Annotated in this window: 27 protein-coding genes; 12 read left to right on the plus strand and 15 right to left on the minus strand. The window is 32.9% G+C overall.

Going from position 1 to position 25,161, the window contains the following annotated elements; all coding sequences use genetic code 11:
* Window positions 1–3: 3 nt before the first annotated feature.
* From dnaB to CIW83_RS00245, 9 genes are all read left to right on the plus strand, one after another.
* Window positions 4–1,338 (plus strand): replicative DNA helicase, encoded by a 1,335-nt coding sequence (dnaB, locus tag CIW83_RS00210; RefSeq protein WP_201259594.1) that lies wholly within the window; start codon window positions 4–6, stop codon window positions 1,336–1,338.
* A 37-nt stretch (window positions 1,339–1,375) separates the two neighbouring features.
* A complete protein-coding gene (locus CIW83_RS00215) occupies window positions 1,376–1,729 on the plus strand; it encodes a hypothetical protein (protein ID WP_094898678.1) in 354 nt (117 codons plus the stop codon).
* 23 nt (window positions 1,730–1,752) lie between these two features.
* Window positions 1,753–2,802 carry a hypothetical protein gene (locus CIW83_RS00220; RefSeq protein ID WP_094898679.1) on the plus strand — a complete coding sequence of 350 codons (1,050 nt, stop codon included), beginning with the start codon at window positions 1,753–1,755 and terminating at the stop codon, window positions 2,800–2,802.
* A 66-nt stretch (window positions 2,803–2,868) separates the two neighbouring features.
* Window positions 2,869–3,462 (plus strand): GNAT family N-acetyltransferase, encoded by a 594-nt coding sequence (locus tag CIW83_RS00225; RefSeq protein WP_094898680.1) that lies wholly within the window; start codon window positions 2,869–2,871, stop codon window positions 3,460–3,462.
* 22 nt (window positions 3,463–3,484) lie between these two features.
* Window positions 3,485–4,579, plus strand: coding sequence for a DnaD domain protein (locus CIW83_RS00230; RefSeq protein ID WP_094898681.1), 1,095 nt, complete (start codon window positions 3,485–3,487; stop codon window positions 4,577–4,579).
* A 2-nt stretch (window positions 4,580–4,581) separates the two neighbouring features.
* Window positions 4,582–5,061 (plus strand): hypothetical protein, encoded by a 480-nt coding sequence (locus CIW83_RS23460; RefSeq protein WP_235601181.1) that lies wholly within the window; start codon window positions 4,582–4,584, stop codon window positions 5,059–5,061.
* A complete protein-coding gene (locus tag CIW83_RS23465; RefSeq protein ID WP_235601182.1) occupies window positions 5,058–5,561 on the plus strand; it encodes an ATP-binding protein in 504 nt (167 codons plus the stop codon). The genes CIW83_RS23460 and CIW83_RS23465 overlap by 4 nt, the downstream gene beginning before the upstream one ends.
* Before the next feature lie 120 nt (window positions 5,562–5,681).
* A complete protein-coding gene (locus CIW83_RS00240; protein WP_094898682.1) occupies window positions 5,682–6,206 on the plus strand; it encodes a transcription repressor NadR in 525 nt (174 codons plus the stop codon).
* A gap of 66 nt (window positions 6,207–6,272) precedes the next feature.
* Entirely contained in the window at window positions 6,273–7,292 is a 1,020-nt protein-coding gene (locus tag CIW83_RS00245; protein ID WP_094898683.1) for a PTS transporter subunit IIC, read from the plus strand.
* Window positions 7,293–7,452: 160 nt separating this feature from the next.
* Here the strand turns inward: CIW83_RS00245 and CIW83_RS00250 are convergent, their stop codons facing one another.
* From CIW83_RS00250 to CIW83_RS00285, 9 genes are all read right to left on the minus strand, one after another.
* Window positions 7,453–8,130 (minus strand): GntR family transcriptional regulator, encoded by a 678-nt coding sequence (locus tag CIW83_RS00250; RefSeq protein WP_094898684.1) that lies wholly within the window; start codon window positions 8,128–8,130, stop codon window positions 7,453–7,455.
* A 106-nt stretch (window positions 8,131–8,236) separates the two neighbouring features.
* Window positions 8,237–9,211 carry a C-terminal binding protein gene (locus CIW83_RS00255; protein ID WP_094898685.1) on the minus strand — a complete coding sequence of 325 codons (975 nt, stop codon included), beginning with the start codon at window positions 9,209–9,211 and terminating at the stop codon, window positions 8,237–8,239.
* Between the two features lie 12 nt (window positions 9,212–9,223).
* On the minus strand, window positions 9,224–10,888 hold the full coding sequence (locus CIW83_RS00260; protein ID WP_094898686.1) for a M20/M25/M40 family metallo-hydrolase: 1,665 nt from the start codon (window positions 10,886–10,888) through the stop codon (window positions 9,224–9,226).
* Window positions 10,889–10,920: 32 nt separating this feature from the next.
* Window positions 10,921–12,090 (minus strand): pyridoxal phosphate-dependent aminotransferase, encoded by a 1,170-nt coding sequence (locus CIW83_RS00265; protein WP_094898687.1) that lies wholly within the window; start codon window positions 12,088–12,090, stop codon window positions 10,921–10,923.
* Between the two features lie 32 nt (window positions 12,091–12,122).
* Window positions 12,123–13,388, minus strand: coding sequence for a TRAP transporter large permease (locus tag CIW83_RS00270; RefSeq protein ID WP_094898688.1), 1,266 nt, complete (start codon window positions 13,386–13,388; stop codon window positions 12,123–12,125).
* A gap of 3 nt (window positions 13,389–13,391) precedes the next feature.
* Window positions 13,392–13,877, minus strand: a complete 486-nt coding sequence (locus tag CIW83_RS00275; protein WP_094898689.1) for a TRAP transporter small permease — start codon at window positions 13,875–13,877, stop codon at window positions 13,392–13,394.
* A gap of 18 nt (window positions 13,878–13,895) precedes the next feature.
* On the minus strand, window positions 13,896–14,915 hold the full coding sequence (locus CIW83_RS00280) for a DctP family TRAP transporter solute-binding subunit (RefSeq protein ID WP_094898690.1): 1,020 nt from the start codon (window positions 14,913–14,915) through the stop codon (window positions 13,896–13,898).
* 438 nt (window positions 14,916–15,353) lie between these two features.
* Complete coding sequence (locus CIW83_RS24115) at window positions 15,354–15,485, minus strand: hypothetical protein (protein WP_255374240.1); 132 nt, start codon at window positions 15,483–15,485, stop codon at window positions 15,354–15,356.
* Between the two features lie 83 nt (window positions 15,486–15,568).
* Window positions 15,569–16,318, minus strand: coding sequence for a helix-turn-helix transcriptional regulator (locus CIW83_RS00285; protein ID WP_235601183.1), 750 nt, complete (start codon window positions 16,316–16,318; stop codon window positions 15,569–15,571).
* 513 nt (window positions 16,319–16,831) lie between these two features.
* Between CIW83_RS00285 and CIW83_RS00290 the strand changes: the two genes are divergently transcribed.
* From CIW83_RS00290 to CIW83_RS00300, 3 genes are all read left to right on the plus strand, one after another.
* Window positions 16,832–17,623: a TraX family protein gene (locus CIW83_RS00290; RefSeq protein ID WP_094898691.1), complete on the plus strand. Its 792-nt coding sequence runs from the start codon at window positions 16,832–16,834 to the stop codon at window positions 17,621–17,623.
* Between the two features lie 66 nt (window positions 17,624–17,689).
* Window positions 17,690–18,400, plus strand: a complete 711-nt coding sequence (locus tag CIW83_RS00295) for a response regulator transcription factor (RefSeq protein ID WP_094898692.1) — start codon at window positions 17,690–17,692, stop codon at window positions 18,398–18,400.
* Between the two features lie 13 nt (window positions 18,401–18,413).
* Window positions 18,414–19,814: a sensor histidine kinase KdpD gene (locus CIW83_RS00300; RefSeq protein ID WP_158219971.1), complete on the plus strand. Its 1,401-nt coding sequence runs from the start codon at window positions 18,414–18,416 to the stop codon at window positions 19,812–19,814.
* Between the two features lie 95 nt (window positions 19,815–19,909).
* Here CIW83_RS00300 and CIW83_RS00305 read toward each other — a convergent pair whose 3' ends face one another.
* From CIW83_RS00305 to CIW83_RS24125, 6 genes are all read right to left on the minus strand, one after another.
* Complete coding sequence (locus CIW83_RS00305) at window positions 19,910–21,658, minus strand: ABC transporter ATP-binding protein (RefSeq protein ID WP_094898694.1); 1,749 nt, start codon at window positions 21,656–21,658, stop codon at window positions 19,910–19,912.
* Between the two features lie 13 nt (window positions 21,659–21,671).
* Entirely contained in the window at window positions 21,672–23,426 is a 1,755-nt protein-coding gene (locus CIW83_RS00310; protein WP_094898695.1) for an ABC transporter ATP-binding protein, read from the minus strand.
* A gap of 116 nt (window positions 23,427–23,542) precedes the next feature.
* The gene (locus CIW83_RS00315) at window positions 23,543–24,250 is read right to left on the minus strand and encodes an AraC family transcriptional regulator (protein WP_201259595.1); all 708 of its coding nucleotides are present in this window, start codon (window positions 24,248–24,250) and stop codon (window positions 23,543–23,545) included.
* Window positions 24,223–24,492: a hypothetical protein gene (locus CIW83_RS22505; protein ID WP_201259596.1), complete on the minus strand. Its 270-nt coding sequence runs from the start codon at window positions 24,490–24,492 to the stop codon at window positions 24,223–24,225. Before CIW83_RS22505 ends, CIW83_RS00315 begins: the two co-directional genes overlap by 28 nt.
* A 56-nt stretch (window positions 24,493–24,548) precedes the next feature.
* Window positions 24,549–24,926, minus strand: coding sequence for an MptD family putative ECF transporter S component (locus tag CIW83_RS24120; RefSeq protein ID WP_201259597.1), 378 nt, complete (start codon window positions 24,924–24,926; stop codon window positions 24,549–24,551).
* A 29-nt stretch (window positions 24,927–24,955) separates the two neighbouring features.
* Entirely contained in the window at window positions 24,956–25,150 is a 195-nt protein-coding gene (locus CIW83_RS24125; protein WP_201259598.1) for an MptD family putative ECF transporter S component, read from the minus strand.
* Window positions 25,151–25,161 lie beyond the last annotated feature (11 nt).

A 25,161-nucleotide genomic window follows, 5' to 3' on the forward strand; every position in this document is an offset into this window, starting at 1 on the left:
AAAGTGGAAAACCAATTAATTGGACGCATTCCTCCCCATAGCTTAGAGGCAGAGCAATCTGTTCTTGGAGCTATGATTTTAGATAAAGAAGCTATAAACACTGCAATAGAAATAATTAGACCAGATGACTTCTATAAAGAAGCTAATAGAGAAATATTTGAAGCGATATTAGTCTTATTTAATAAAAATGAACCAGTAGACTTAATTACGTTATCAGAGGAACTTAAAAGGAGAGGAACATTAGAGAATACTGGAGGAGTTACTTATCTGGCAAATCTATCAAGTGCAGTAGCTACCACTGCTAATGTTAAATACTATTGTAAGATAGTGGAAGAGAAATCAATACTTAGGAGACTGATTAAGTCTTGTGATGATGTAATAGCTAAGTCTTATGAAAACTCTGATGAAGTAAATTCCATAATAGAAAAGGCAGAAAAATCTATATTCGATATTACTCAAGGTAGGCATAGAGAAGGCTTTTCACCTCTTAACGAAGTGTTATTATCTAGTTTCTCTCAAATAGAAGAAAGGGCTGCAAATCAAGGAAGTTTAACAGGTTTAACAACAGGGTTTATAGATTTGGATAATAAACTATCAGGACTACAAAAATCAGATTTGGTTTTATTGGCAGCTAGACCTTCTATGGGAAAAACTGCCATATCTGTAAATATCGTGACTAATGCCGCCTTAAAGGCTAATGCTAATGTAGCGATATTTTCTTTAGAGATGTCCAAAGAGCAATTAGTACAAAGAATGATTTCTGCTACAGCACATGTGGATCTTCAAAAGATAATTTCAGGAAGATTATCCGAAGAAGAGTGGATTCAAGTTATAAACTCCATGGGTCCTTTATCTCAAGCAAATATTTTCATAGATGATACTGCTGGAATCTCCTTAATGGAAATGAAAGCAAAATGTAGAAGGTTAAAGATAGAGAAGGGTCTAGATCTTGTAATGATAGACTATTTACAGTTGATGCAACTGGATGGACATCAAGAGAGCAGACAGCAGGAAATATCAGCTATATCTAGGGGATTGAAAGCTTTAGCTAAGGAAATGGAATGTCCTGTAATAGCTTTATCACAGCTTAGCCGTGCACCAGAACTTAGAGCTGATCATAGACCTATATTATCTGACTTGAGGGAATCTGGAGCTATAGAGCAAGATGCTGACGTTGTATTATTTTTGTATAGAGATGAATATTATCATGACGATTCAGAAAAGAAAAATATTGGAGAAGTGATTATAGCAAAACATAGAAATGGACCAACTGGAAGTATAGAGTTGGTATTTAAGAAAGAATTCACGAAATTTGTTAATATGATTAGAGAAGGGTAATAATATAAATAAATAGTAATCACAAAGGAGGGTTTTGATGAAAAACCTTATTGTTAAGATTATTTTTATATTTATAATATTATCATTGTTAAGTTGCAGTAAACCTCCTTTAGTTAATAGTGAGTCATATATAAATAATGAATTTGAAAATGTTTCTGATATAACAACTAAATATAGAATAAGAGATATTTCTTATGAACAAAGAAATATTAGTTATACAGGTGAAGGACATTTCTTCATAAGAAGAGTAGATTTTAATTCAAATAAAGGGAATTATACTACATCCTATCTTATCCCAGGAGATAAGGGCAAAATAAATTATTTTGATGAAAATAAGGAACTAATATCAAGAGAGTTAGAAGATGGCAAATTGCCATTAAAACCATATTAATAGTAGATACAGATAAATACAGTATGATACTTTCCCAAGCTTACTCTTATAAGGATTTGGGAAATGGTACAAAAGATAGCTATCCAGAAATATATCCAGTTGAAATTGAAAAACAAGAGGGATACTGGAAAGTAACCTATAACTATAAAAACATGAAAGATTATCATGGTATAATGTGGGGAGTAGGCTCTGATAAAAGATTAGTAAACTTAGATGATAGAAACCAAAGAAAAATATGGAGTAACTACGATATAAGCAATAACTCAAGGCTTGCAGAGGATGGTTATTATTATAAAAGCCCAGACTCCTATAGACCAGCTACTGAAAATTCATTTTGGAGAAATCCTTCCATGTATATAGTTCAATCTTGGATAAAAACTGGAGGAAGCCTTGCAGCAGATATATTAGGAAGATCCTTCTTGCTTATAGGTTCAGATAATATAAATGAAGAAGGATATTTACCCACATTGCCTGAAAGTAATTGGCTAAAAACTGATTATGACATAGGAGCAGGTTTCTTTGATACAAGATTTAATGCAGACATTGGGGATACTTATCTAGAAGCATATAAAAAGTTTGGTTATTCTAAATTTAGAGATTCGTATTTAGAATTAGCCAATTATTATTCAAATCATATTTATAAGAATCATTATAAGGTTTTTAATACAGATGGAGAAGAAGGATGGTTGGTACAAGATTATGCTTATAAAGCAATGTATAAGCCCACTCATGTATCTCTAAATCATCATATTCATGCAGCAAATTGGTTTTTAAAGATGTATGAAATAGAAAATGAAAAATCCTTTGAAGATATAGGATTAAAAATGTTAAAAGGGGTAAAAATTACTAGAGATAAATGGATAAAAACAGATAGAAATCTGCACTATTCCTACAGACCTGATGGAACAATGGGTGGAAATGACTATCCTTATTTAACATATAATGATTTGTTGCTTTTTCAAAAGACTTACTCTAGAATATATGGTAAATTAGATGATGATATAGAAATATTGATGGAATCTAAGAAACAATGGATGGATAATAATGGAGTAGTGGATTATTTGAAATTTTAAACTAGACTTATTTTACTTCGGGAGGTCAATTCTCGAAGTAATAATTTTATCAAGAAGGTGATAAAGTTGGAGATAAAGGGGAAAAGAGTTATCATTAGAGAGCTACAACTTAAAGATGTATTTCTTATGAGGGAATGGGGAACTCACGAAAATCCTTTAATAGAGGACTATAATTTTCCACCAATGAATGATAAGGAAATAAAGATATGGTATGCAATGAAGGCAAATAGGCTATTTAACAAATATTATGGTATAAGAAATGAAGAAGGAAAATTGATAGGCTATATGGGGATTAAGGATATAAAAGTAATTAAGAGAGAATCCACACTAGGCATAGTTTTAGATCCAAATCAGGTAAATAAAGGATATGGAACAGAAATTTTAGATACATTTTTAAGGCATTATTTTACCGATATGAAAATGAAGAAAATGATATTAGAAGTAGCTGAATTTAATAAAAGAGCTTACAGAGTTTATCAAAAGATTGGATTTAAACCTATTGGATACTATTTAGATGAATTTTTTGACTCTGAATTGGATTTATCTAGCACCTATTACTTAGAAGAAAAATCTTCTTTTGTAATAACAGATAAAAAGATATATAATTATATTTACAAAATGGTCTTAAACAAGAAAAGATTTTTTGAACTAAGGAAATAATGATATTATTGGAGCTGATAATATGAGTTTCACCCTTGAAACTACAGATATGGATTTAGGAGATACTCCTATAGAAAATATATTTATAAATGATTTTATGCCAATGGCGAATGGAACCTATGTTAAAGTATATCTATTAGGATATAAATATGCTCATGACAGAGATGAGAAGATAGAGGTAAATAATCAGATAATAGCAAAACATTTGGAAATACCTTTGGAAGATGTATTAAGAGCTTGGGACTTTTGGGAAAGTAAAGGAATAATAAAAAAGATAGTAGTGAACGAAAAAGATAAATATAATTACAAGGTAAAATTCTTGAACCTAAAACAATTGTACATAAAAAATAACCTTAGTTTATTTAATAATAAAGAAGAAACCATTAAAAAACCAAAATCAATTACGCCTCAAGATTTAATAGACGCAAATCAAATACCTGCAATAAATAAAATGTTTAATCGTATAGATGATATAATGAGAAGGCAAACTCAAACTACGGAGAAACAAAAAATATTATCTTGGATACAAGATTATAATATGAATCCTGATGTAATTGAAAAAGCCTTTTCCTATGGAGTTGAAAGAAAAGGAGTTAGAAATGTAAATTATATAGAGGGAATTATAAGAAACTGGTATGATAGTGGATTTACAAACATGGAAGCAGTAATAGAACATTTTAGAACTCAGGATGAAAAGTTTTATAGATATCAAAAAGTTATGAAGGCTTTAGGATTTGATAATAGAACTATTTCACAAGGTGAGATGAAAGTTATCGATAAATGGTTTGAAGAATATAAATTCTCTTTAGAAATGGTCCTCAAAGGATGTGAATCTTCATCTAAGACTGCAAATCCTAGTGTTAATTATATTGATGGAGTATTAAAATCTTGGAATGAAAAAAATATAAAGACCTTAGAAGATATTGAAGAAAAAGATAAGCCTAAAGAGAAAAAAGAATATAAGGTAGCAAAACCTTCTCAAATAAAGAATGTTCCACTTAAAACAAGATTTCATAATTTTGAGCAAAGAACTGATAAATATACCTCAGAAGAATTGGAAGGTATTGCAAGAAGGAAGAGAGAAGCCTATAATCAGAAGGCAAAAGGAGAAGTATAAGTATGTATAAGGATATATTAAAAGAGTTATCAATTGAATATGAAAGAAAAAGAGATAGACAACTACATGAACAGAGAATAAGAAAAGAAAAAGTCTATAAAAAGATACCAGCAATTAAAAGAATAGATGAGGATATTTTAAGAACTGGACTTTCTGTGTCTAAATATATAATAGGCAATCCTGACAACTATAAAGAAAGTGTAGAAAAGGCAAGGAAAACAATTGAAAAATTGAAGATGGAGAAAGCTTATTTAATGACGGAATCTAATATTCCTGTAGATTATATGGATATAAGGTATGATTGTGAAACTTGTAAAGATACAGGGTATCTAGATAATGGCAATCAATGTAATTGTTTGAAACAGGCATTAGTATCTCGTGCTTATAAGATGTCTAATATAGAAAATGTTCTCCAGAAAGAAAACTTTAAGACCTTTGATATTAATATATTTAAAGATGAGCCTTTGGAAATGAAAGGATGACACCTAGGGAAAATATGATAGATATAGTAGGCATTGCGGAAGGCTTTATTAGCAATTTTAATGAAAATAATGGGGAGAATCTGTTATTCTATGGAACAACAGGATTGGGAAAGACCTTTCTATGCAATTGTATGGCTAAATCTCTACTAGATAAAAATAAAATAGTAATATACCAAACCGCCTTTACAATACTAGAAATAATAGAAAGACATAGATTTGGGAAAGATGGTAAAGATAACAATGATTATCAATATAAATTACTATTTGAAGCAGATTTACTAATTATTGATGACTTAGGTACAGAAGTAGCTAATACTTTCACAAATGCAGAAATATTTAATATTGTAAATACCAGAATAATAGCAGGTAAGAAGACAATAATATCAACTAACTTGACACCAAAAGAAATATCTGAGACCTATACAGATAGAGTATTTTCAAGGATATTAGATAAATTTATTCCACTTAAATTTTATGGACATGACCTTAGATGGGAGTAATTATAGCAATTCACAATGCACAGTTCACAATTGTTGGGGTCTAGCTTTGAAGCATTTCTCAGTGACCGGAGATCGATTTTAAAATTGTGCATTGTGAATTGTAAAAAGGGGGGGAAATCTATGGATGCAAATGAAAGAAGACAAGAAATACTCAATATCTTAAGTAAATCAGAGAGACCCGTTAAAGGAACAGATTTATCTGAGCAACTAGAGGTCAGTAGACAAGTAATAGTTCAAGATATTGCAATATTAAGGGCCAGAGGAGAAAATATACTTGCTACCCCTCAAGGATATTTAATACCTAAAATCCATGAAAAAAGAAGATTAACGAAGACCATAGTTTGTACTCACAAAAATAATATTGAGCTAGAAGAGGAACTCAGAACAATAGTTGATCTAGGGGGAAGGGTTATAGATGTAATAGTAGAGCATCCCTTATATGGAGAAATAAAGTCTCAATTACAAATAGGATCTAGACATGATTTAGAATTATTTATAGATAGTTTAGAAATCACTAAAGCAGAGCCGCTATCCTCTCTGACAGGTGGCGTTCATTTACACACTATAGAAGTAGATGATGAAGATGCATTAAGGAGAATAAAGGAAGTCCTTTTAGAAAAAAAATACTTGATAAAAGAAGATTAGGATGGTATATTTATAGTTACAGGTGACAAGACAGCTGTAAATACAAATGAGCAAGGGGATGTTCAAATGGCAAAATCAAAGGGTGGCATACAGAATTATTTTGTTAAGGTATTAAATGGCATGGCTTGGGGACTTTTTTCATCTTTACTTATTGGACTAATAATTAAACAAATAGGTACATTATTTAATATGGATCAACTCATTAATTTTGGTTCTATAGCACAAAAATTGATGGGACCAGCAATTGGTGCAGGGGTAGCCTATAGTGTAGGTGCTCCACCTTTAGGCATTTTTGCCTCTGTAGTAGTGGGAGCAATTGGTGCAGGAAGTATTACATTTGATGGTGCTACAGCAATTATAAATACAGGAGAGCCTGTGGGAGCTTTCATTGCAGCCTTAATAGGTGCAGAATTTTCAAAGTTAATCAGCGGAAAAACTAAAGTTGATATAGTATTAGTTCCGTTAGCTACTATTATAATAGGTGGATTTGTTGGTCAATACGTAGCCCCATATATGACTATGATAATGAATTTCTTTGGAGGGATTATCAATAAAGCAACAGAAATGCATCCTATACCAATGGGAATAATAGTATCAGTAGTAATGGGAATAGTTCTTACACTTCCTATAAGTTCGGCAGCTCTTGCAATATCCTTAGGGCTGTCAGGACTTGCAGCAGGAGCTAGTACTGTAGGATGTGCAGCTAATATGATAGGATTTGCAGTAGCATCCTATAGGGAGAATGGATTTGGAGGACTTATTGCTCAGGGATTAGGTACATCGATGTTACAAATACCAAATATAATAAAAAATCCAAGAATTTGGATACCAGCCATAATTTCATCTGCCATATTGGGACCTATATCTACTTATATAGTCAAAATGCAAGGAACTAGTATGGGTGCTGGTATGGGAACTAGTGGTTTAGTAGGTCAATTTTCCACCATAGATGCAATGGGTGCTGCACCAAAGACATTAATTTTAATTATTATGATGCATTTTATATTGCCAGGAATAATATCTCTTGGTGTATCAGAATGGATGAGAAAAAAAGGATTTATAAAACCTGGTGATATGAAACTATAAAAATTTAAAAAAATTAAAAGTTAATGTTTTAACATACCATTGAGGGGTATAAAAAGAATAAGAGGACAAACCTCTCCACACAAAAGATAAAATTTGCAAGATACAAAAGATGAAGATATCCATTAGAAAATCTAATAGTTTAGGTTTTCTAATGGATATTTCATTTTATATCATCATAATTTAAATTCTCGATCATACGGGTTCTGATATTATCAATATGTTTTTGCATACATAGCTTTGCCTTTTCTACATCTTGATTTTTAATCTGCTCATATAACTCTTTATGTTCTTTCAAGACATCTGGCATAATTATATCTATGGTTGTAGCATTTAGATAACGTCTACAGTTATTTAGGATTTGCAATAATTGTTTTTCTAGATATTTATTTTGGCTAATTTCTGCTATTAAACAATGGAACTCTGAATCAAAGGTTAAAAAATCCTGTTGACTCTTAAATTGTCCAGTAAAGGATTGTTCCTGCTTATATAATATATACTCGATTTTTTCTAAATCTTCCTGTGTCCTTAGAGTAGCAGCTAATTGAATAGAAAGGCTTTCTAGCAATTCTCTAATACTTAGCAAATCATCAATCTGTTTTTTAGTTAATTGTGCTACAAAAGTTCCTTTTCCAGGAATCATTTCAATTAATTCCTCATGTAAAAGGCGATTAAGAGCAGACCTAATTGGTGTTCTGGAAACACCAAGTTGTTCTGAGATATCTTCTTCCGTAATCAATTCCCCTGGCTTTAATTCCAGCTCTACAATGGCATTTTTTAGTATATCATATGTTCTTTCAGCCAAAGTACCTTTGGACTTTATTTGAGGTAATTGTCTCATATAAAACCTCCTCCAACCTCTTATATATATATATTATCTTTTCTTTTCTATTCAGTCAAGAAGATTAAATAAGCTGTACAATCAAGATGTACAGCTTAACCCCATTTTATTTATTTACCCTATTTTCTGGTTCTTGTCCACTTAAAACTCGAATTACTTCTTCACATGCCCTTCTTCTCAATTCTTCCAAGGAATCAGATGTGAAGAAAGCAGCATGAGGTGAAATAATTAAATTGTCTAATGTAAACAACTTGTTATCAACTGGCAATGGCTCAGTTTCAGTTACGTCGATTGCTGCTCCTGCAATAATTTTATTTTTCAAAGCTTCATATAAATCATCCTCTTTAATAAGAGGACCCCTTCCTGTATTTACAATAAATGCAGTTGGTTTCATTTTCTTAAATACTTCAATATTAAATTGATGTCTTGTTTCCGATGTCAAAGGAGTATTGATAGACATGATATCTGATTCTTTTACTACAGTATCGAAATCAACCAATTGTACATCCATATCTTCTGCTATCTTAGGATCTACATAAGGATCTGTTGCAATTATTTTAAATCCAAAAGGTTTTGATTTTTTTGCAACTAATTTTGCAATCCTTCCAAAACCAAATATTCCAAGTGTTTGCGTTGAGAATCTTCTCATTGCAGGGAAACCGCTTACTGTATGGACGCTTTGTATATCCCATATACCTTTCCTTGTATGTTGATCATAAACATTAGTGTGCCTTAGTATTGTTAACATTAGAGCAAGAGTAAAATCTGATACTTCCTCTATGCTATAGTCGGGAATATTGCATACTGCAATACCCTTTTCTTTTGAACTTATAAGGTCTATAGTATCATAACCAATACCCTGTCTAACAATGACTTTACAATTTTTCATGGAATCAATGATTTCCTTTGTAATTGGCTTATCTGCTGTGATAACTGCATCTGTATCTACTACTTCTTTTAAGAATCTTTCTTGATCACTATTTGGTATAAATACTAAATTTAGCCCAGCATCTTCAATCAATTTTCGTTCGTAGGTTGGATCATCTATTAATACACTACTTAGAACAACTTTTCTTCCCATTTTATATTCCCCCTAATAATTTTCCAATAGTCTTGATACAAATAAATCGATCAATTTTGGTGTTTTGTAAAATAAGTCTTCTTTATATACTCTCTCTGTATATTTGTGTAAATCTCTACCCCAAGGACCTATATTTATTACAGGCATGGAGATTTCCTTAATCACCTCTAGAGGAATATAATATATATCTTTCCACATAAGCATATTATTTGCTATATAATCAATATTGCTTTGATCTGATACAAACATAGAATAGCTTAAGTCTGAAATACCGGTAAAATAGTTTTGCACTATATACTCTTCATGGAAATGATCTTTTGCATATGTTTTGATATATTCTATGATTTCATAAATTATAGCTGATTTTTCTCCGAGCATGTTATTGTTTGTACTTGGATAATATGGTGGTGTAAGTGCAAGAATAACACATGGAGATACATCTTTTACATATTCTAAGGTCTTTTCAATGATGGTATTTGCTGCTTCTATTGTTGTGATCTTATTTGAATTAAATTTTTCCTTTATTTTTACCATGAGGTTCTCATAGGCACTCTCAAAATCTTCACCTGAATCCTTAATAGCTTCACTATATAATTCAGAATAAAATTTAACATTAGGTTCCCAAGTAAACTTTTCAAATTCTAAGCCTGCTATATTTGTATATGCCTTATAACTTACATTCATATCTTCAATTACTTTTTGAAATGATTGGATGCTAATGTTTTTCAACTCATCCATTAGTGATTTTGGAGTCCTTTTCAATGGAAGTATACTCATATATCCACAGGAAGCAATTGGTAATGATACATCATAAACCATTTTTCTATCTTTATGATATAGCCACGTTGGTGGTGGATTAGTAGTATTGCCAACCTTCTCTATAAAGTTTGGATTTAATTCTGTTCTACGAATAATCTCAGATAGTAAATTAATTGGATTTAACCCGGAATATACTTGACCAACATGTGCAAGCTTTCCACGGACATATACAACAGGCATAATTTTGCCAATAGACCCATCATATAGGGTAGGTCTCAAGTCATCTCCTCGCTCATGGGGTTCTGAGTTTAACATCAATTTATATTCTAAATCATATTTATCCTTTAGTGATTTCAGATGAAGAGCTGCACCTCTCATACCTGCGGATAAATTTTCTTCGTCTGGCACAGAAATTAGAACAATATTACCTTTAAAGTTTGAATCTTTGCTATATTCTTCAATCAATGATAGTTGGATAGAGCCCCCACCTTTCATATCACTAACTCCACGTCCAAAAATCCATTTATCACTGAAAAGGTCCTCCTTTGCCAAAGAAGGAAGTTGCATTTTCTCTGCCTTGAAAGACTCCATTAATTCATAAGGCTTTAAGCAAAGAGATTCTAAAGTCCCATAATCTTTTGTTTCAACGATGTCATTGTGATGGATAAATACAATGGTGTCTTTACCTTTTCCTTTTAATAGACACCAAGGTACTTTTCTACCAAGGTAATCATCTGGTATTTCAAATAATCCATAGTGCTCAGGGTTGTTTTGAAAGTATTCTATCCTAGAAAACCATTGTTTAAAGAACCCCTCTATATTTTTTTCTTCTTTAGAATTAGTATCACTTCTAGTTCCTACAAAATCTAATAAATTCTTTTCGATTAAATCCTTCATAACTTCTTTATCAAATCTCATGGATATACCTCTTTCTATATTTAAGTGATTGCCTATAGTTTTCCTAAAGCTGCTTTGATTTTATCACATGCTTCTACTATATCTTCATAAGAACGACAATATGCTAGTCTAACATGACCCTTTCCATAATCTCCGAAGGCTGTCCCTGGAACACCTACAACTCCTGCGATTTCCATTAAATAGCTACAAAAATCTGCTTCTGTCATGCCGAAGGATGTAATGTCAGGAAATGCATAAAAAGCACCTTTCGGTTTTACCATCTTTAGCCCATCTATTTTTGATAAGGATTCATACAAATAGTCGCCTCTTCTTTTGAACTCTTTTACCATATCGTCTATAAAGCTATCTCCGTGATTGAAAGCTTCCACTGCCCCCCATTGTGCAAATGCTGTACAACATGTAGAGAAGTTTTGATGTACCTTATTAATATATTTGATTGCATTTGCAGGCCCCAGTACATATCCAATTCTCCAGCCAGTCATTGAATATGACTTTGAAGTAGATTTTACAACCAAAGTTCTATCCCTCATATCTTCTAAGGTTGAAATGGAGATATGTTTTTCTCCATATATGAATTCATCATAGCATTCATCTGAAATGACTATTAAATCCCTTTCTTTAACAAGAGTTGCGATTTTTTCTAAGTTTTCTTTATTTAATACATAGCCAGCTGGATTATTTGGTGAATTGAGTAATAGCATTTTTGTCTTTGGAGTGATTCTTTTTTCTATCTCTTTTACATTTAATTCCCAATTATCTGACATGAGTACAGGTACTTCTACTAACTTAACTCCTGCAATAAGAGCTTGTTCTTTATATGCAGAGAAAAATGGGCTAGGTGAAATAATTTCATCGCCGAAATCCATCATGGTTGCTATAATGACGCCAATAGCTTCTGCTGCTCCAGCCATTACAGATATTTCTGAATTATAATCATATTTGAGCCCAAAACGTCTCTCTTCTTTTTCACAAATTGCCTTTCTTAGAGGTTCGATCCCATTAACATCAGTATAATGTACCTGTTGGCTATCTAATGCTTTTTTAACTGCTTCCTTTGCAACGATAGGTGAGTCAAAATCTGGTCTACCAATTTCCATATGAATTATTCTTTTGCCCTGTTCTTCTAACTTATTTGCTTTTGCAAAGATTTCATATAATCCTCCAAATGGCATAGACTCTAATCTTTTATTAGATGATCTCATTTATTATCTCTCCTTTAATATATAATATTATTTTAAACAAAAATCATGGACAATGCTGGAATAAAGGTTGTAAGTAGCAAGACAGCGATAATGGCACCAATTAGTGGCCATACATGCTTAATAATACGATCCATAGGAGTTTTTCCTACTGCTGATGCAATGAAAAGATTAGCACCATAAGGAGGTGTGATAAATCCAATGGATAGATTCATAGTCATGATTATGCCAAAATGTATTGGGTTAATCCCAAGAGCTACTACAACTGGTAAGAAAATAGGAGCTAAAATAGTACAGCTTGAAATATTATCAATGAAACATCCGACTACTAATAAGAAGATATTGATTAACAATAGAATGACGATTTTGTTATTTGAAAAATCTAATAATGCTTTTGCAATAGTACCCGGAACTTGCTCCATAGTTAATAAGAATGCGAAACTCATTGAAAGTCCAATCATGAAGGATGTAGCACCTGCAATGACTACCGTATCTTTTAAACAATCAAATAATTCTTGTTTTCCGATTTCCTTATATACAAAGGTTCCGATAAACCAAGTATATACACAAGAAATGGCTGCTGCCTCCGTTGGTGTAAAATATCCACTATAAATACCGCCAAGTATGATAACTGGGCTTAATAAAGCCCAGAAAGCATCCTTTGTAGCTTTCAAGACAGATTTTATTGTAGGTCTTTCTCCAGAGCCAGTATATCCATTTTTCTTTGATGTTCTGTAGTTTACAATCATTAGTGCAAGACCCATTATTATCCCCGGTATAATTCCGGCTAAGAAAAGAGAACCTATGGAAGTACCCGTTACAACACCATAAATAACAAATGGAATGGATGGTGGAATAATAACACCGATGGTTCCTGCTGCTGCCGTTAATGCTGCAGCATATCCCTCATCATATCCCTTTTCCTTCATTGCTGGCATCATAAATGATCCAACAGCTGAAACCGTTGCTGGACCGGAACCAGAAATTGCAGCAAAGAACATACAAGTTAGAGTTGTTACCATACCAAGCCCACCGGTTACATATCCTATAATATGGTCAGCTAAGTTTAATAATCTTTTTGAAACGCCGCCATATCTCATAAAGTTTCCTGCTAACATGAAAAATGGAATTGCCATCAATGTAAAAGAATCTAATGCTGCAAAGGCATTTTGTGCAATCATAATAGGCTCTATATTAGTCATGAATATTAAGGTCAATAGAGTAGCTAAGCCTAATGCTATACCTATGGGTATACTAATAGTTACAAATAGGGCCAATAAAAGGAATAAGACAATAATCATATTCTATACCTCCAAGCTTTCTAGTTTTTTAACTTCATGGAAAAGCTTTTGACATAATCTAATAACCATGAGACCACAACCAAATGGAACTGAAGCATATGCATATGCCATTGGAATTTGCATAGCAGGAGATACTTGTCCTCTGTTTAATAATATATCAACCAATTGTCCAGATTTAATAGTTAGGAAGGCCACGAAGACTGTCCACAAAACTATAACGAAGATTTCTAATTTAACTTGTCCAGATGGCGATAAACTATCTTTCACAGATGTAATCCTCAAGTGAGCATCTTCCTTTACTGCTAAAGAAGCGCCTACCCATATTTGATATAGCATTATGTAACGGGAAAGCTCTTCAGCCCATGTCAGTGAATAATGAAAGAAAGTTCTAAGAAAAACTTGTACTGAAATAATAACAACCATAAACACTAAAGTAGCAATAAGGAAATAAGTTTCGAAATGTTTATCTAATGCTTTTAATAATTTCAACGTTTTCACCCTTTCCAATTAGTTGTATTTTTTAGCTAATTCTATTAGATCTTTTCCTAGCATTTTTTCAAACTGCTCATAAACGGGTTGTGCTGCTTCGATGAATGGATCTTTTTGTTCAGGAGTTAATTCATTTATTTTCATTCCGGCATTTCTTAATTCGTCAAGATATCCTTTTTCCATTTCTTGTGTAAGCTCTCTTTCATATGCAATCATTTCCTTAGCACATTCATTTAAGAGTTTATTTAAATCATCTGGAAGATTATCAACAAATTCTTTATTAAATAATAGACTACCTGATGCAAAGAAGTGTCCGGTTAGAGATAAATAGTCTTGTACTTCATAAAACCTAGAAGAAGATATAATTTGCAATGGATTTTCTTGTGCATCAATGGTATTTTGTTGTAATGCTGTAAATAACTCTGAAAAACTGATGGGTGTAGGATTTGCCCCCCATTGTGAGAAAGATGCCATATGGATTTGGTTCTCCATAGTCCTGATTTGGACACCTTTCAAATCATCGGGAGAGGTAATGGGTTTTTTATTATTTGTTATATGCCTGTAACCTGTCTCTCCATATCCTAAGTTAACCAAGTCAAGTGGTTCAAGTAATTTATTGAGCTCTACACCTAGTTCATTATCAAATGCATTGTATGCTGCTTCACGAGTTTTAAATATAAAAGGCAAATCTCCCACCATAAACTTAGGCTCAAACCCGGCTAAAACTGCTGTTCCAGGAAAAGTTGCGTTTAAGGATCCAATACTTACTGCTTCTACAGCTTGTCTATCCCCGCCTAATTGACTATTAGGAAATACCTGTACTTCGAATCTGCTCCCAGATCTTTCTTCCAAAATTTCTTTGAAATAGACGGAAGACAAATGAATAGGGGATACTTCATTAGTAACATGGGCAAGTCTAATGACAATAGGACCCGTTGAACTTGGGTTTTTTCTATTATGATTTTCCTTATAGAAAATACCTGCTGTCATAATTGCAATAGCTAATAACAAACATGGAAACACATATTTCTTATTCATTAGTAAGCCTCCTTGATATTCAGTTTATAAGTTTGCTCTTCCAGAAATCTAAACTGCCCTCCTTAATATAATTAATGTATACATGTATACATGTATACATTAATTATATTAAGGTAAATTAAATTTGTCAATATATTCTGTAAATTAAAAATTTAACAAAGATTTTGCAATTAACAAAGAATAGTAGAAAAATCTATTCTTGTCAAGCACTTTCTTCTTCCGTGAAAAAGGGGGACTTTAATACACTCTCCGCTGCCCCATTTTTGAAAAAGGAAAACGGCGGCTTTGATTGTTATTTCAAAACCACCGTTAGGCTTTTTGTATTTGATTAGGCGCATGGAAACTTTGCCGCCAAACCAAACAACGATTTTTTTTATTTTCCGTTGGGCGGCAAGTGCGTACTTACTTAATTTAGCTTTATAGTTCAGTAGCTTTTATTTATTTCCGCACTGGTCTGATATACTTCCAAAACCGCTCAGGATTAAATGAAAAGTAAATTATTCTACCAGGGGAAGTATCAAAGCAGTAACCAGTGTCTGTAAAATCAAAAGTTGACATTGCCTTTTCCATCTTTTCCTCCATACTACGATTTTCCTGCTCATAGTCGAATGGCCCATGTTCAAAAACAATATACTCGGCTTCGGGAACATCAATCATAAGCATTTGTGGTGGTACTTCGCTTTATAATCAAAAGGAAGACGTGCACCATAACACTCTGTACGTGGAATACCCCAATCGCAGAGTCTGCCGTCTGGGTCATTAATGTACGCCATAATCTGACCGCTGCTGCCGTTAGATTCGCTCCCGCCATCATCATCCAATTTACCCTTGATACTATCGAGTAAGCCGCAAATTGTTTCGCAGTCCTGTTCTGGAATAAGACTTTGCTTTTGCCAAAAATCCCAATACCCATTACTCTCATAGTTTTTAATGTGCAAAAATTTGTGTGCGGGAATGGTTACAAAATAAATTTTGACATCATCTGTAGATTTAATCATACCAATCTCTCCAAATCCTAAAAAGTAGCGGTCGAAAGGATTTATCTTTGTACGAAGAACGACAGGCTTAGGCTTTTTTCGATATTCACTTGGAGTTATACCATATGTTCCCTTGAAAGCTCTGGTAAAAGCTTCATGTGATGAAAAACCATAATCAAAAGCAATATCCAAAATGCTTTTTTCACTATCACGCACCTCTTTTAGTGCAAGGGCTAATTTTCTATGCCGCAGATAATCCCTAAATTGCATACCCGATATTTCTTTAAATTTTCTCGTTGTATGAAATTCGGAATAACCCAGCCTGCAAGAAAGAAAGCGTAGCGTCAAGGCTTCATTATTATAATTTTTAATACATTTGTCAATTTCATCAACCATTATTTGAATTTGTTTCTGCCACTCGTACATTCGTCTGTTCACCTCATTTCAACCACTCTACATTTATTATAAAGAAGTAGAGAGATTACTGCTTGATTTTACTTGCTGTTATTTCATTTTTCTCTTTTAAGTTCTGCATCTTTGCGTCTGGATTACAATATGAGATTTTTAATATCTTATAGTACCACATCAATTACATTATATCACATAAAACATGACACCATAAAGTCATGCTATCTATAAGGAATATTTTGATTTATTGCGGGCAAGCTGAACATTGCGCTCTGCTATATCACGTCCATTGAAAACAGTCGACAGCACACAAGCCTGCAAATCTTCTATGAGCTTGCTACCTTTTCAAGGACTTTTAATCAATAAAAAATAGTAAATATAAACTTTAAGTTCTTAGTATAGGTTTTCGAATATATACTCTTATTTAATTTATGAAAATTGATAAATTAAGCTTTAATTAAGGTTTGGATTAACAGCATTTAAACTTAGTCTGCTATACTCATTATGAAAATAAAAAATGAGGTGAATAATATGTTTAAAAAAGGATTAACAGGTTTTCAGATAAAATTAATTGCATTATTCTTAATGATTTTTGATCATGTGCACTACTTTTTTGCGTTTACTAACCAAGTTCCTTTGTGGTTTACGTGGATAGGGCGTGTTGTGGCTCCAATATTCATCTTCATGGTGGTAGAAGGATTTATCCATACACGCAATCGTTCCAAATATATGGGTAGACTTTATATGGGCTCATTGATAATGTTTTTTAGTAATCAATGGATTACAAAATGGTTTCAACGTGGTGATAACGTTGCTCTCATGGCGAATATTTTTGCGACTCTCTTTTTAATTACTGTTTACTTAACCATCATTGACTATTTAGGAAAAGGTATTAAAGAAAGACGTATCATGCCTATAGTGTTGGGGATTTTGGGATTGGTGTTGCCTGTTGGCCTTGGTATATTTATGATGATGAACCTCCATATTCCAGGAATGATTTATGCCATGTTTTTATTGCCAACTCCAATGATCGTTGAAGGTGGCCCAGTATTTGTAGGGCTGGGAATCTTGTTTTATTTATCCCGTGATAAAAAAGCACTTCAACTTACTCTGTATGCGTTGGTATCTATTGCTCTAATACCATGGCAAAACCTTTCTTTACAGGGACTGTTTTATAATAATTTCCAATGGCTGATGATAGGAGCTTTACCTTTTTTAGCACTTTATAATGGACAGAGAGGAAAGGGGATGAAGTATCTGTTCTATGTATTTTATCCTCTCCATATTTATGGTTTATATATTCTATCCACTTTTTTTGTGTAAATCACTTAACATGTGGCGCTGGATTTGGGTATACTATAGCTAAATTACAAATAAAGGAGCTATACTATGGATGTGCTATTTAATAAAAAAATACTTGTTGTAGATGATGAAGTCGAGCTACTGGAGATAATTGAACATGTTTTGAAGTTGGAAGGATTCACACAGATAAAAACTGTAAACACGGGAGTTAAGGCTTTAGAGCATTTTCATAGCTGGCAGCCGGATTTGGTGATTTTAGATGTAATGTTACCTGATATTCAAGGTCATGATCTGTGTAAAATTATAAGGGAGGATTCACAGATTCCTATCGTATTTGTGTCTGCTAAAACGGAAGAAGTTGATAGAATTGTAGGCTTTGCAATTGGAGCAGATGATTATGTGACAAAGCCTTTTAGTCCAAAGGAGCTTGCATATCGGGTTAAAGCACATTTAAAACGCTCAGAATCTGTAGTTGAGACACAGGATATTGAGACCATTAATTTTGGCCCTTTTAAGATGACTCCCTTAAAAGGGGAGCTCTTTAAAGGAGAGGAAGAAATCCTATTGCAGCCTAAGGCATATAAGCTACTTGAATATTTTGCTAAACATCCTAATTTGATTTTAAGTAAGGAACATTTATGCGAGTCAGTCTGGGGAGAGGATTATATTGGCTTTGACAACACTATTATGGTACACATTAGAAAGATAAGAGAGCAGATTGAAACAGACCCGTCCAATCCAGAGTATTTAGTTACGGTAAAAGGATTGGGTTATAAGCTAGTAGTAAAGGATAAATAATATGAGGCTACATTTGACTTTTAAATATCTAATGAGTATTATTATGGTTATCATTGTGGTGGGATTAGTCAATGGATTTATAGCCTTTAGTTTATTTCAATTTGGACCTAGGGAATCCTATTCCTATGGCATCGCCAATGAGCATTATATTACCCCGGAGGATTATGCCAGACAGTTTTTTCAGTATATTAGTTTAGAAAAAGGACAATTTTCCTTAGACAAAGATGCACAGAATTCCCTAATGGAAAATAATGCTTGGATTCAGATACTCGATACAGATTATAAGGTAATTTTTCAATTCAATGGAAATAAAGAACTTCCGCAGATATATACACCAATGACTTTGGTGCACAATTATAAGTACGCAAATCCAGATACGATGTTTGTAAGCGAGGTATCTTTTGAGGAGGAGACGTATACCTATTTAATTGGTATGCCATATAGCGACATTCAAAGGACGTTTTTTACGTTTAATAAAACTTATTTTGCCAGTATTATAGGTGGACTTGCGCTACTTGTTCTGGCTGTGGACCTAATTTTAGGTTTGCTCTTTGGCATGGGTTTTAGCAGAGGATTAACAAAGCCCGTAGGACAGATGATCAAAAGTATAGAGGATCTGACTGAGGGACATTACAATCAAGTTCTACCAACAAATGGCTTATACGGTTCGGTCTTTTCTAATATCAATAAGCTGTCGGACCAGCTACAATCCAATGAGAAAGAACGTGTTGCCATAGATACCATGAGAGAAAATTGGATCTCCAATATATCTCATGATATAAAAACTCCTTTAGCATCTATTCGTGGATATGGGGAATTACTCCGTAGTGATGAAAGAATATCAGAAGAGAATATGCATCATTATTTAAAGGTTATTGAAGATAAGGCACTTTATATCTCAAATCTAGTGGATGATTTAAATTTAAGTACAAGACTTGAGAGAGGGCATTTGGTGTTAAATTTACAGACGGTGAACCTAGTGACTTTGTTAAGAGATATTGTTATCGATGTGCTTAATGGTGTAGATATATCTAATGTTCATTTGGATTGGAACTGTGATGAAACACAGATTTTATATGAACTTGATTCAATTCTTTTTAGGCGAGGGATAAACAATATTTTATATAATGCCATTATACACAATGATAAGTCAGTTAATATCAAGGTGAAATTAAGCTATGAGGAAGGACAAATTCACATACAGGTAGCTGATGATGGAAAGGGAATTTCGCCTGAGGATTTGCTATATATTTTCAACAGGCATTATAGAGGCACAAATACCTCCAATGGAGTTGAGGGAACAGGTTTAGGTATGGCTATAACTAAACAGATTATAAAGATTCATGGAGGAGAAATCAGTGTAAAGAGTGAGCTTGGTTCTGGTACATGTTTTGAAATTATTCTTCCCAACTAAACAATTATATCCTTACCTTGTACACTAGAATACAAGATAAGGATATAATATTATTGTTAACTATATTTTTAGTATTTTAAAACTAGAAGAATCAACTACGCAATCATCCATCCTTCTGCTTTCTCGCGAATTCCAATAAAACGCCTATAAATACCTGCTTCTTCTATTAAATCCATATGAATACCTCTTTGCACAATTTGTCCATTATCTACTACAAGTATCTGATCTGCATTTTGGATAGTAGCTAAGCGATGGGCTATGGTGATAATGGTTTTTCCATGTACCAAAGCACTAATGGCTTGCTGAATAAAATGCTCATTTTCCGGGTCAATACTAGCCGTAGCTTCATCTAATATGACTATTGGAGCATCCTTTAACATAGCTCTTGCAATAGATATTCTTTGTTTTTCACCTCCGGAGAGAGTAGAACCACCGTCCCCTATGATAGTATTGTAACCTTGGGGAAGATTCATGATGAATTCATGACAGCATGCTTTCTTTGCTGTTCCTACAATTTCATCGAAGCTAGCTTCTGGCTTTCCAAACTTAATATTATTTAGAATAGTATCATGAAATAAATATACATTTTGAAATACCATGCTAATATTTTTTAATAAGCTGTCACAGGTCATTTCTCTAATATCCACATTTCCTATTTTAATACTTCCTTCATTTACATCATAAAATCTGGCAATCAGGTTACATATAGTTGTTTTACCGCTACCGGATGGACCAACGATGGCAGTAGTTGTATTTTGTGGAATTTGGAATGATATGTTGTTTAACACATTTTTGTTATCGTAAGCGAAGGATACATTTTGAAATTCAATGCTATAATTACTCAAGGAAATATCCTTACCATTATGATCAATAAATTCTGCATTTTCAATGGGTTCTAATTTATTAAAAGTAGCATCTATGATTTTTAGAACGTGAGCTGCATTATTGATGGTTTCTACGCTACCAAAGATAACAAAAGAGAAGATAATCATCATTAGCATAGTTGGTAGATCCATAGTTCCATTTATAGCAAAAATAGAAGAAATAGCTATAATACATACAGATGCCGCCTTTAACACAAAATGATGCATTGTGTTATATGGAACGTAATTCTTTTCAATTTTAAGATTAATATCTTTGCTGGATTTGTAAGCGTCACGAATCCCGTCTATTGAAACACCTTCTTGTTTAAAGGCCTTTACTACAGGCATTCCTCTAACATATTCAATAGTTGCATTTATCATAGTGTCTTGTGCTCTTTGATGAATAGGAGCATTCTGATTACTTTTATTTCCTAAGAGTTTTAGGAATACTGCAGATAATAGTATTCCTGTTACGGCAGTTACTGCAATCCATATATTATAAAACCCCATACATAATACCATAGTAAAAGCACTGATATATCCGTTTATTACTGTATCAATCATCTTCATTCCGTGCATCTCAATGAAAGATAAATCCGTTGTAACAGCCGAGGTTAGTTCTCCTGTATTATTATTGCTGAAAAATCCAAGGGATACTCTTTTCAGTCTATTTCCGATTTTAGTTCTTTCTTCTGCAGAGACCTCATATCCAACACTTTCTTGCGTTTTAGCACGAAGATAGGAAAATAAAAATCTTCCTAAGACAGCAAATATCATATATACAGTTAGTAAGATAATTTCTTTACTGGATAATGATTTTTTTCCAGATATATCTTCTAAAATTAGATTCAATCCATAAGCTGTTGCCATAATAGGCATTGCAATAAACATAGTGTGTATGAAAGAGTAAATAAACCCAATATATAATCTCTTTTTATGCACTCCTGTCCATGTCATTATCCTTTTTATTGACTTAAACATATTACATTCCTCCTCATTCTTGATTGACCGCCCATAGCTTCGCTCCAATATGTGCTGTCCACATATCCTTATAAAGGCCTCCCTCTTTTAATAACTTTTCATGGGTGCCTTTACTTTTAATTTTTCCTTTTTCTAGAACGATAATTTGATCTGCACTTTTTATAGTAGATAACCTATGAGCAATAACCAGCAATGTCTTTCCTTTCGTAAGTGCTGCAATAGACTTTTGGATTTTATCTTCATTTTCCGGATCAGTAAAAGCAGTTGCTTCATCAAGAATTACGATTGGAGCATCCTTTAATATTGCACGAGCTATAGCAATTCGTTGCTTTTCTCCGCCAGACAGTCTTCCTCCGGCTTCACCGGCGCTAGTATGATATCCCTTTTCAAAATTGGAGATAAATTCATCACAACATGCAGATTTGGCTGCTTGTAAAACCTCCTCATCAGTTGCCTTTGGGTTGCCCAAACGAATATTTTCAAGTAATGAACAGTTAAACAAGAAATTATCCTGTGTAACAAAGCTAACCATATCACATAGCTGACTAAGAGGTATTTCTTTTATATTTGTACTACCTATTTTTATTTCACCTTCACTTACATCCCAAAAACGAGCAATCAATCTTGCTATGGTAGATTTACCACTACCGGATGGGCCTACTAATGCTGTAAAGTTTCCCTGTGGAATCTTTAAACTTAAGCTTGATAGTACCTCGTTGCTGTGTGTACCATCATAGGAAAATGAGACATTATTTAATTCAATATCATATTCTTTAATAGAAACAAACTTATCTGTGTTTTCCAGTTCTATCAAATTAAGTAGTTCATCAGCATCTTTTACAGCATATTCAATAGATTTTAAGTCATTGATGAATACTGTAAAGCTTGTTAGTGGTCCTATAATTCCCAGAGATAAAATCATACACATAGTAAGCTCTGCTGGACTTAAACTTCCTTGTTTGTAAAGGAGAATTCCTATAGGTAATGTACCAAGTAAAGTAGAGGGTAGAACAGCTCCTCCAAAATTCATTAATTTCCATGTACTTCTAAACCAGTCCAAGGTGTACTCTTTAAAAGAGTATATGGCTTTTTCAAACTTTTCATAGGAGGTTGTAGATTGATTAAAGGTTTTAATAACCTCTATCCCTTCTACATATTCTACAATGACTCCATTGACATAGGTACTAGCTTCCATATAGTCACTATATTTTTCATTGAAGTTTCGCATCATAAAACCATATGCAATAAAAGCAATGGGAATTGTTATAATTGATGCTAATGCCATACGCCAATCTATTACGAAAAGATAGATGAAAACGCAAATTGGTAATAATAGATTTGAAAATCCTTCTGGGATTAAATGTGCCAGAGGAAGTTCAATTGTTTCTACTCTATCTATTATAATGCTTTTTAAATTTCCCACTGTTTGATTTAATACTGTACCGAGGGGTGCATGCATCAATCTATTTGCCATAGCCATTCTCATTCCTTCTAAAACTGTATAAGCGGAGATATGTGATAGTGTTGTTGAAAATGCATGGAATAACAACTTAATTACATATCCTAAGAGACAAATGGATGTCCAAAATAATATATCACGTACAGACTGTTTTCCTTCGAAGAAGAGAATGATTATTTGATATACTCCAAAATAAGGAACTATGCCTCCAGCTACACTAATGACTTCTAGAAAAATAGAAAAAAATAATTTTCTCTTACATGGTTTTGCGAATTTCATAACGGTTTTTAACCAAGATTCTTTATTCATAATAATCTCCTTTCTAAAATTAAGGTTCATAAAAATTGGGAATAGTTGTTTAACTATTCCCAATTATATTTTATATTTAGTAACCTATCTACTCTAATGGGTCCATGATACTCCATTTAGACAATGGAATTTCTATACTCCTTTGGTGATTTTCCTATAACAGCTCTAAAGGCTGATGCAAATTTACTTGAATTATCATATCCGACTTTATGAGCTATATCACAGATGTTTTCCTTAGTTTGTCTTAACATAATAGCAGCTTTGTTCATACGATACGCTCTCATATAAGAATATATTGAAGTCCCGTATACCCCTTTAAAGCATAATTTCATTGAAGTTAAAGGAATATTGAATTTTTCTGAAAGCTCATCTAATGTATAATGATCCTCTAAATTCGTGGTAATAAACTCTTGGATTGCCTTTACTTTTTCAACTTGAGTCTTATAATAGTATGGTCTTTTATCAAAGTTTTTGGGAATCTCTAAAATGCTTAAATGGAGCAGTAGTTCTAAAATTTTTATTTTCAAGTAATCGTTCTTTATTTTATTAGGTATTGTATAGAGCTCCAAAAAGATATGTGCTATTACCTTATCTGCTTGAATAATAAAAGGTCTATTTAACATGGAAAACTTTTTACTTAAAGCAGCTAAATCAATAGAAAATCCTCCATATAGTTTTGTAACCTTCTCTGCTTCTTCAATATGAAATACTAATGATATTCCATGGTAATGATTAAGAGGAAATCCAAAGTTTTGAATATGGTTTTCTCGACCATTTATCTGCAAGTCACCGGCTTTCATATATACATAGGTATCGTTATCCAATTTCCATTCGATTCTTCCTTCGCGGCAGAAATCGATGCAAAGAAAATCAGCCTTTGTATGGAATTGTGAGGAACAATTTTCATATGAAAATCATTATATATTAAAGTAATTCCTGGGAATACCTTGATTGCTGTCATAATGCCATCACCGGACTCATCTTTCATTCGATAAATTGTACAATCTTTACTTTGAGAAAAAGTAGTTATATTATCGCCAAAAAAGGTTTTTTCTTCCCATGACATTTTATACACTCCTTTCCGTTTTACATCCTATCTTTATTGTACAATTATACTTCATCTTATACAATTCCAGCCTTTTTAAAGTGCTTATGAAGTAACCTTTTACCCCATAAACACCCTAAAACAGAAGCAGTGACTGTTATAATACATAAGATAATCATTAAATTTGGGTTCATAATCTCTAAACATTGCTGAACAATAGGCAATGTACCTGTAGTTTTTGTTTTATATAATGCTATGTAGGCGTCTTGCATATATACAAATGGAATATATTCACCAAGAGCGTAGCCTAACATAATAGAAGCAAATCCAGATACAGCTGCTATAAATTTATTTCTTCCTATTAGATTAAAAAGTAGCTCTCCTATAAATCCTCCTGCTAAAATTCCCCAGAACATAATAGCTTTTGGTGCCATTGTGATTAGGGTAGAGCCCATTAAAGCTCCGCTGATTATGAACACACCCTTCATAGGTGCTTGGCAATCATAAGCATGAATATAGTGCCTCCAATAAGGCCTAAGATAATTGGCAATACTAATAAAATAGGTGGAAAGAAACCTATAGTACATGCTATAATCCAAAATACTACTAATAATAGTGCATTAAAGATTCCGATGGTAATTAAATTTTTTATTGTTTCATTTTTCTTTTTTGAATTCATGTGAACCTCCT

It is taken from the genome of Tissierella sp. P1, assembly GCF_002266425.1.
GTDB lineage: Bacteria > Bacillota > Clostridia > Tissierellales > Tissierellaceae > Tissierella > Tissierella carlieri.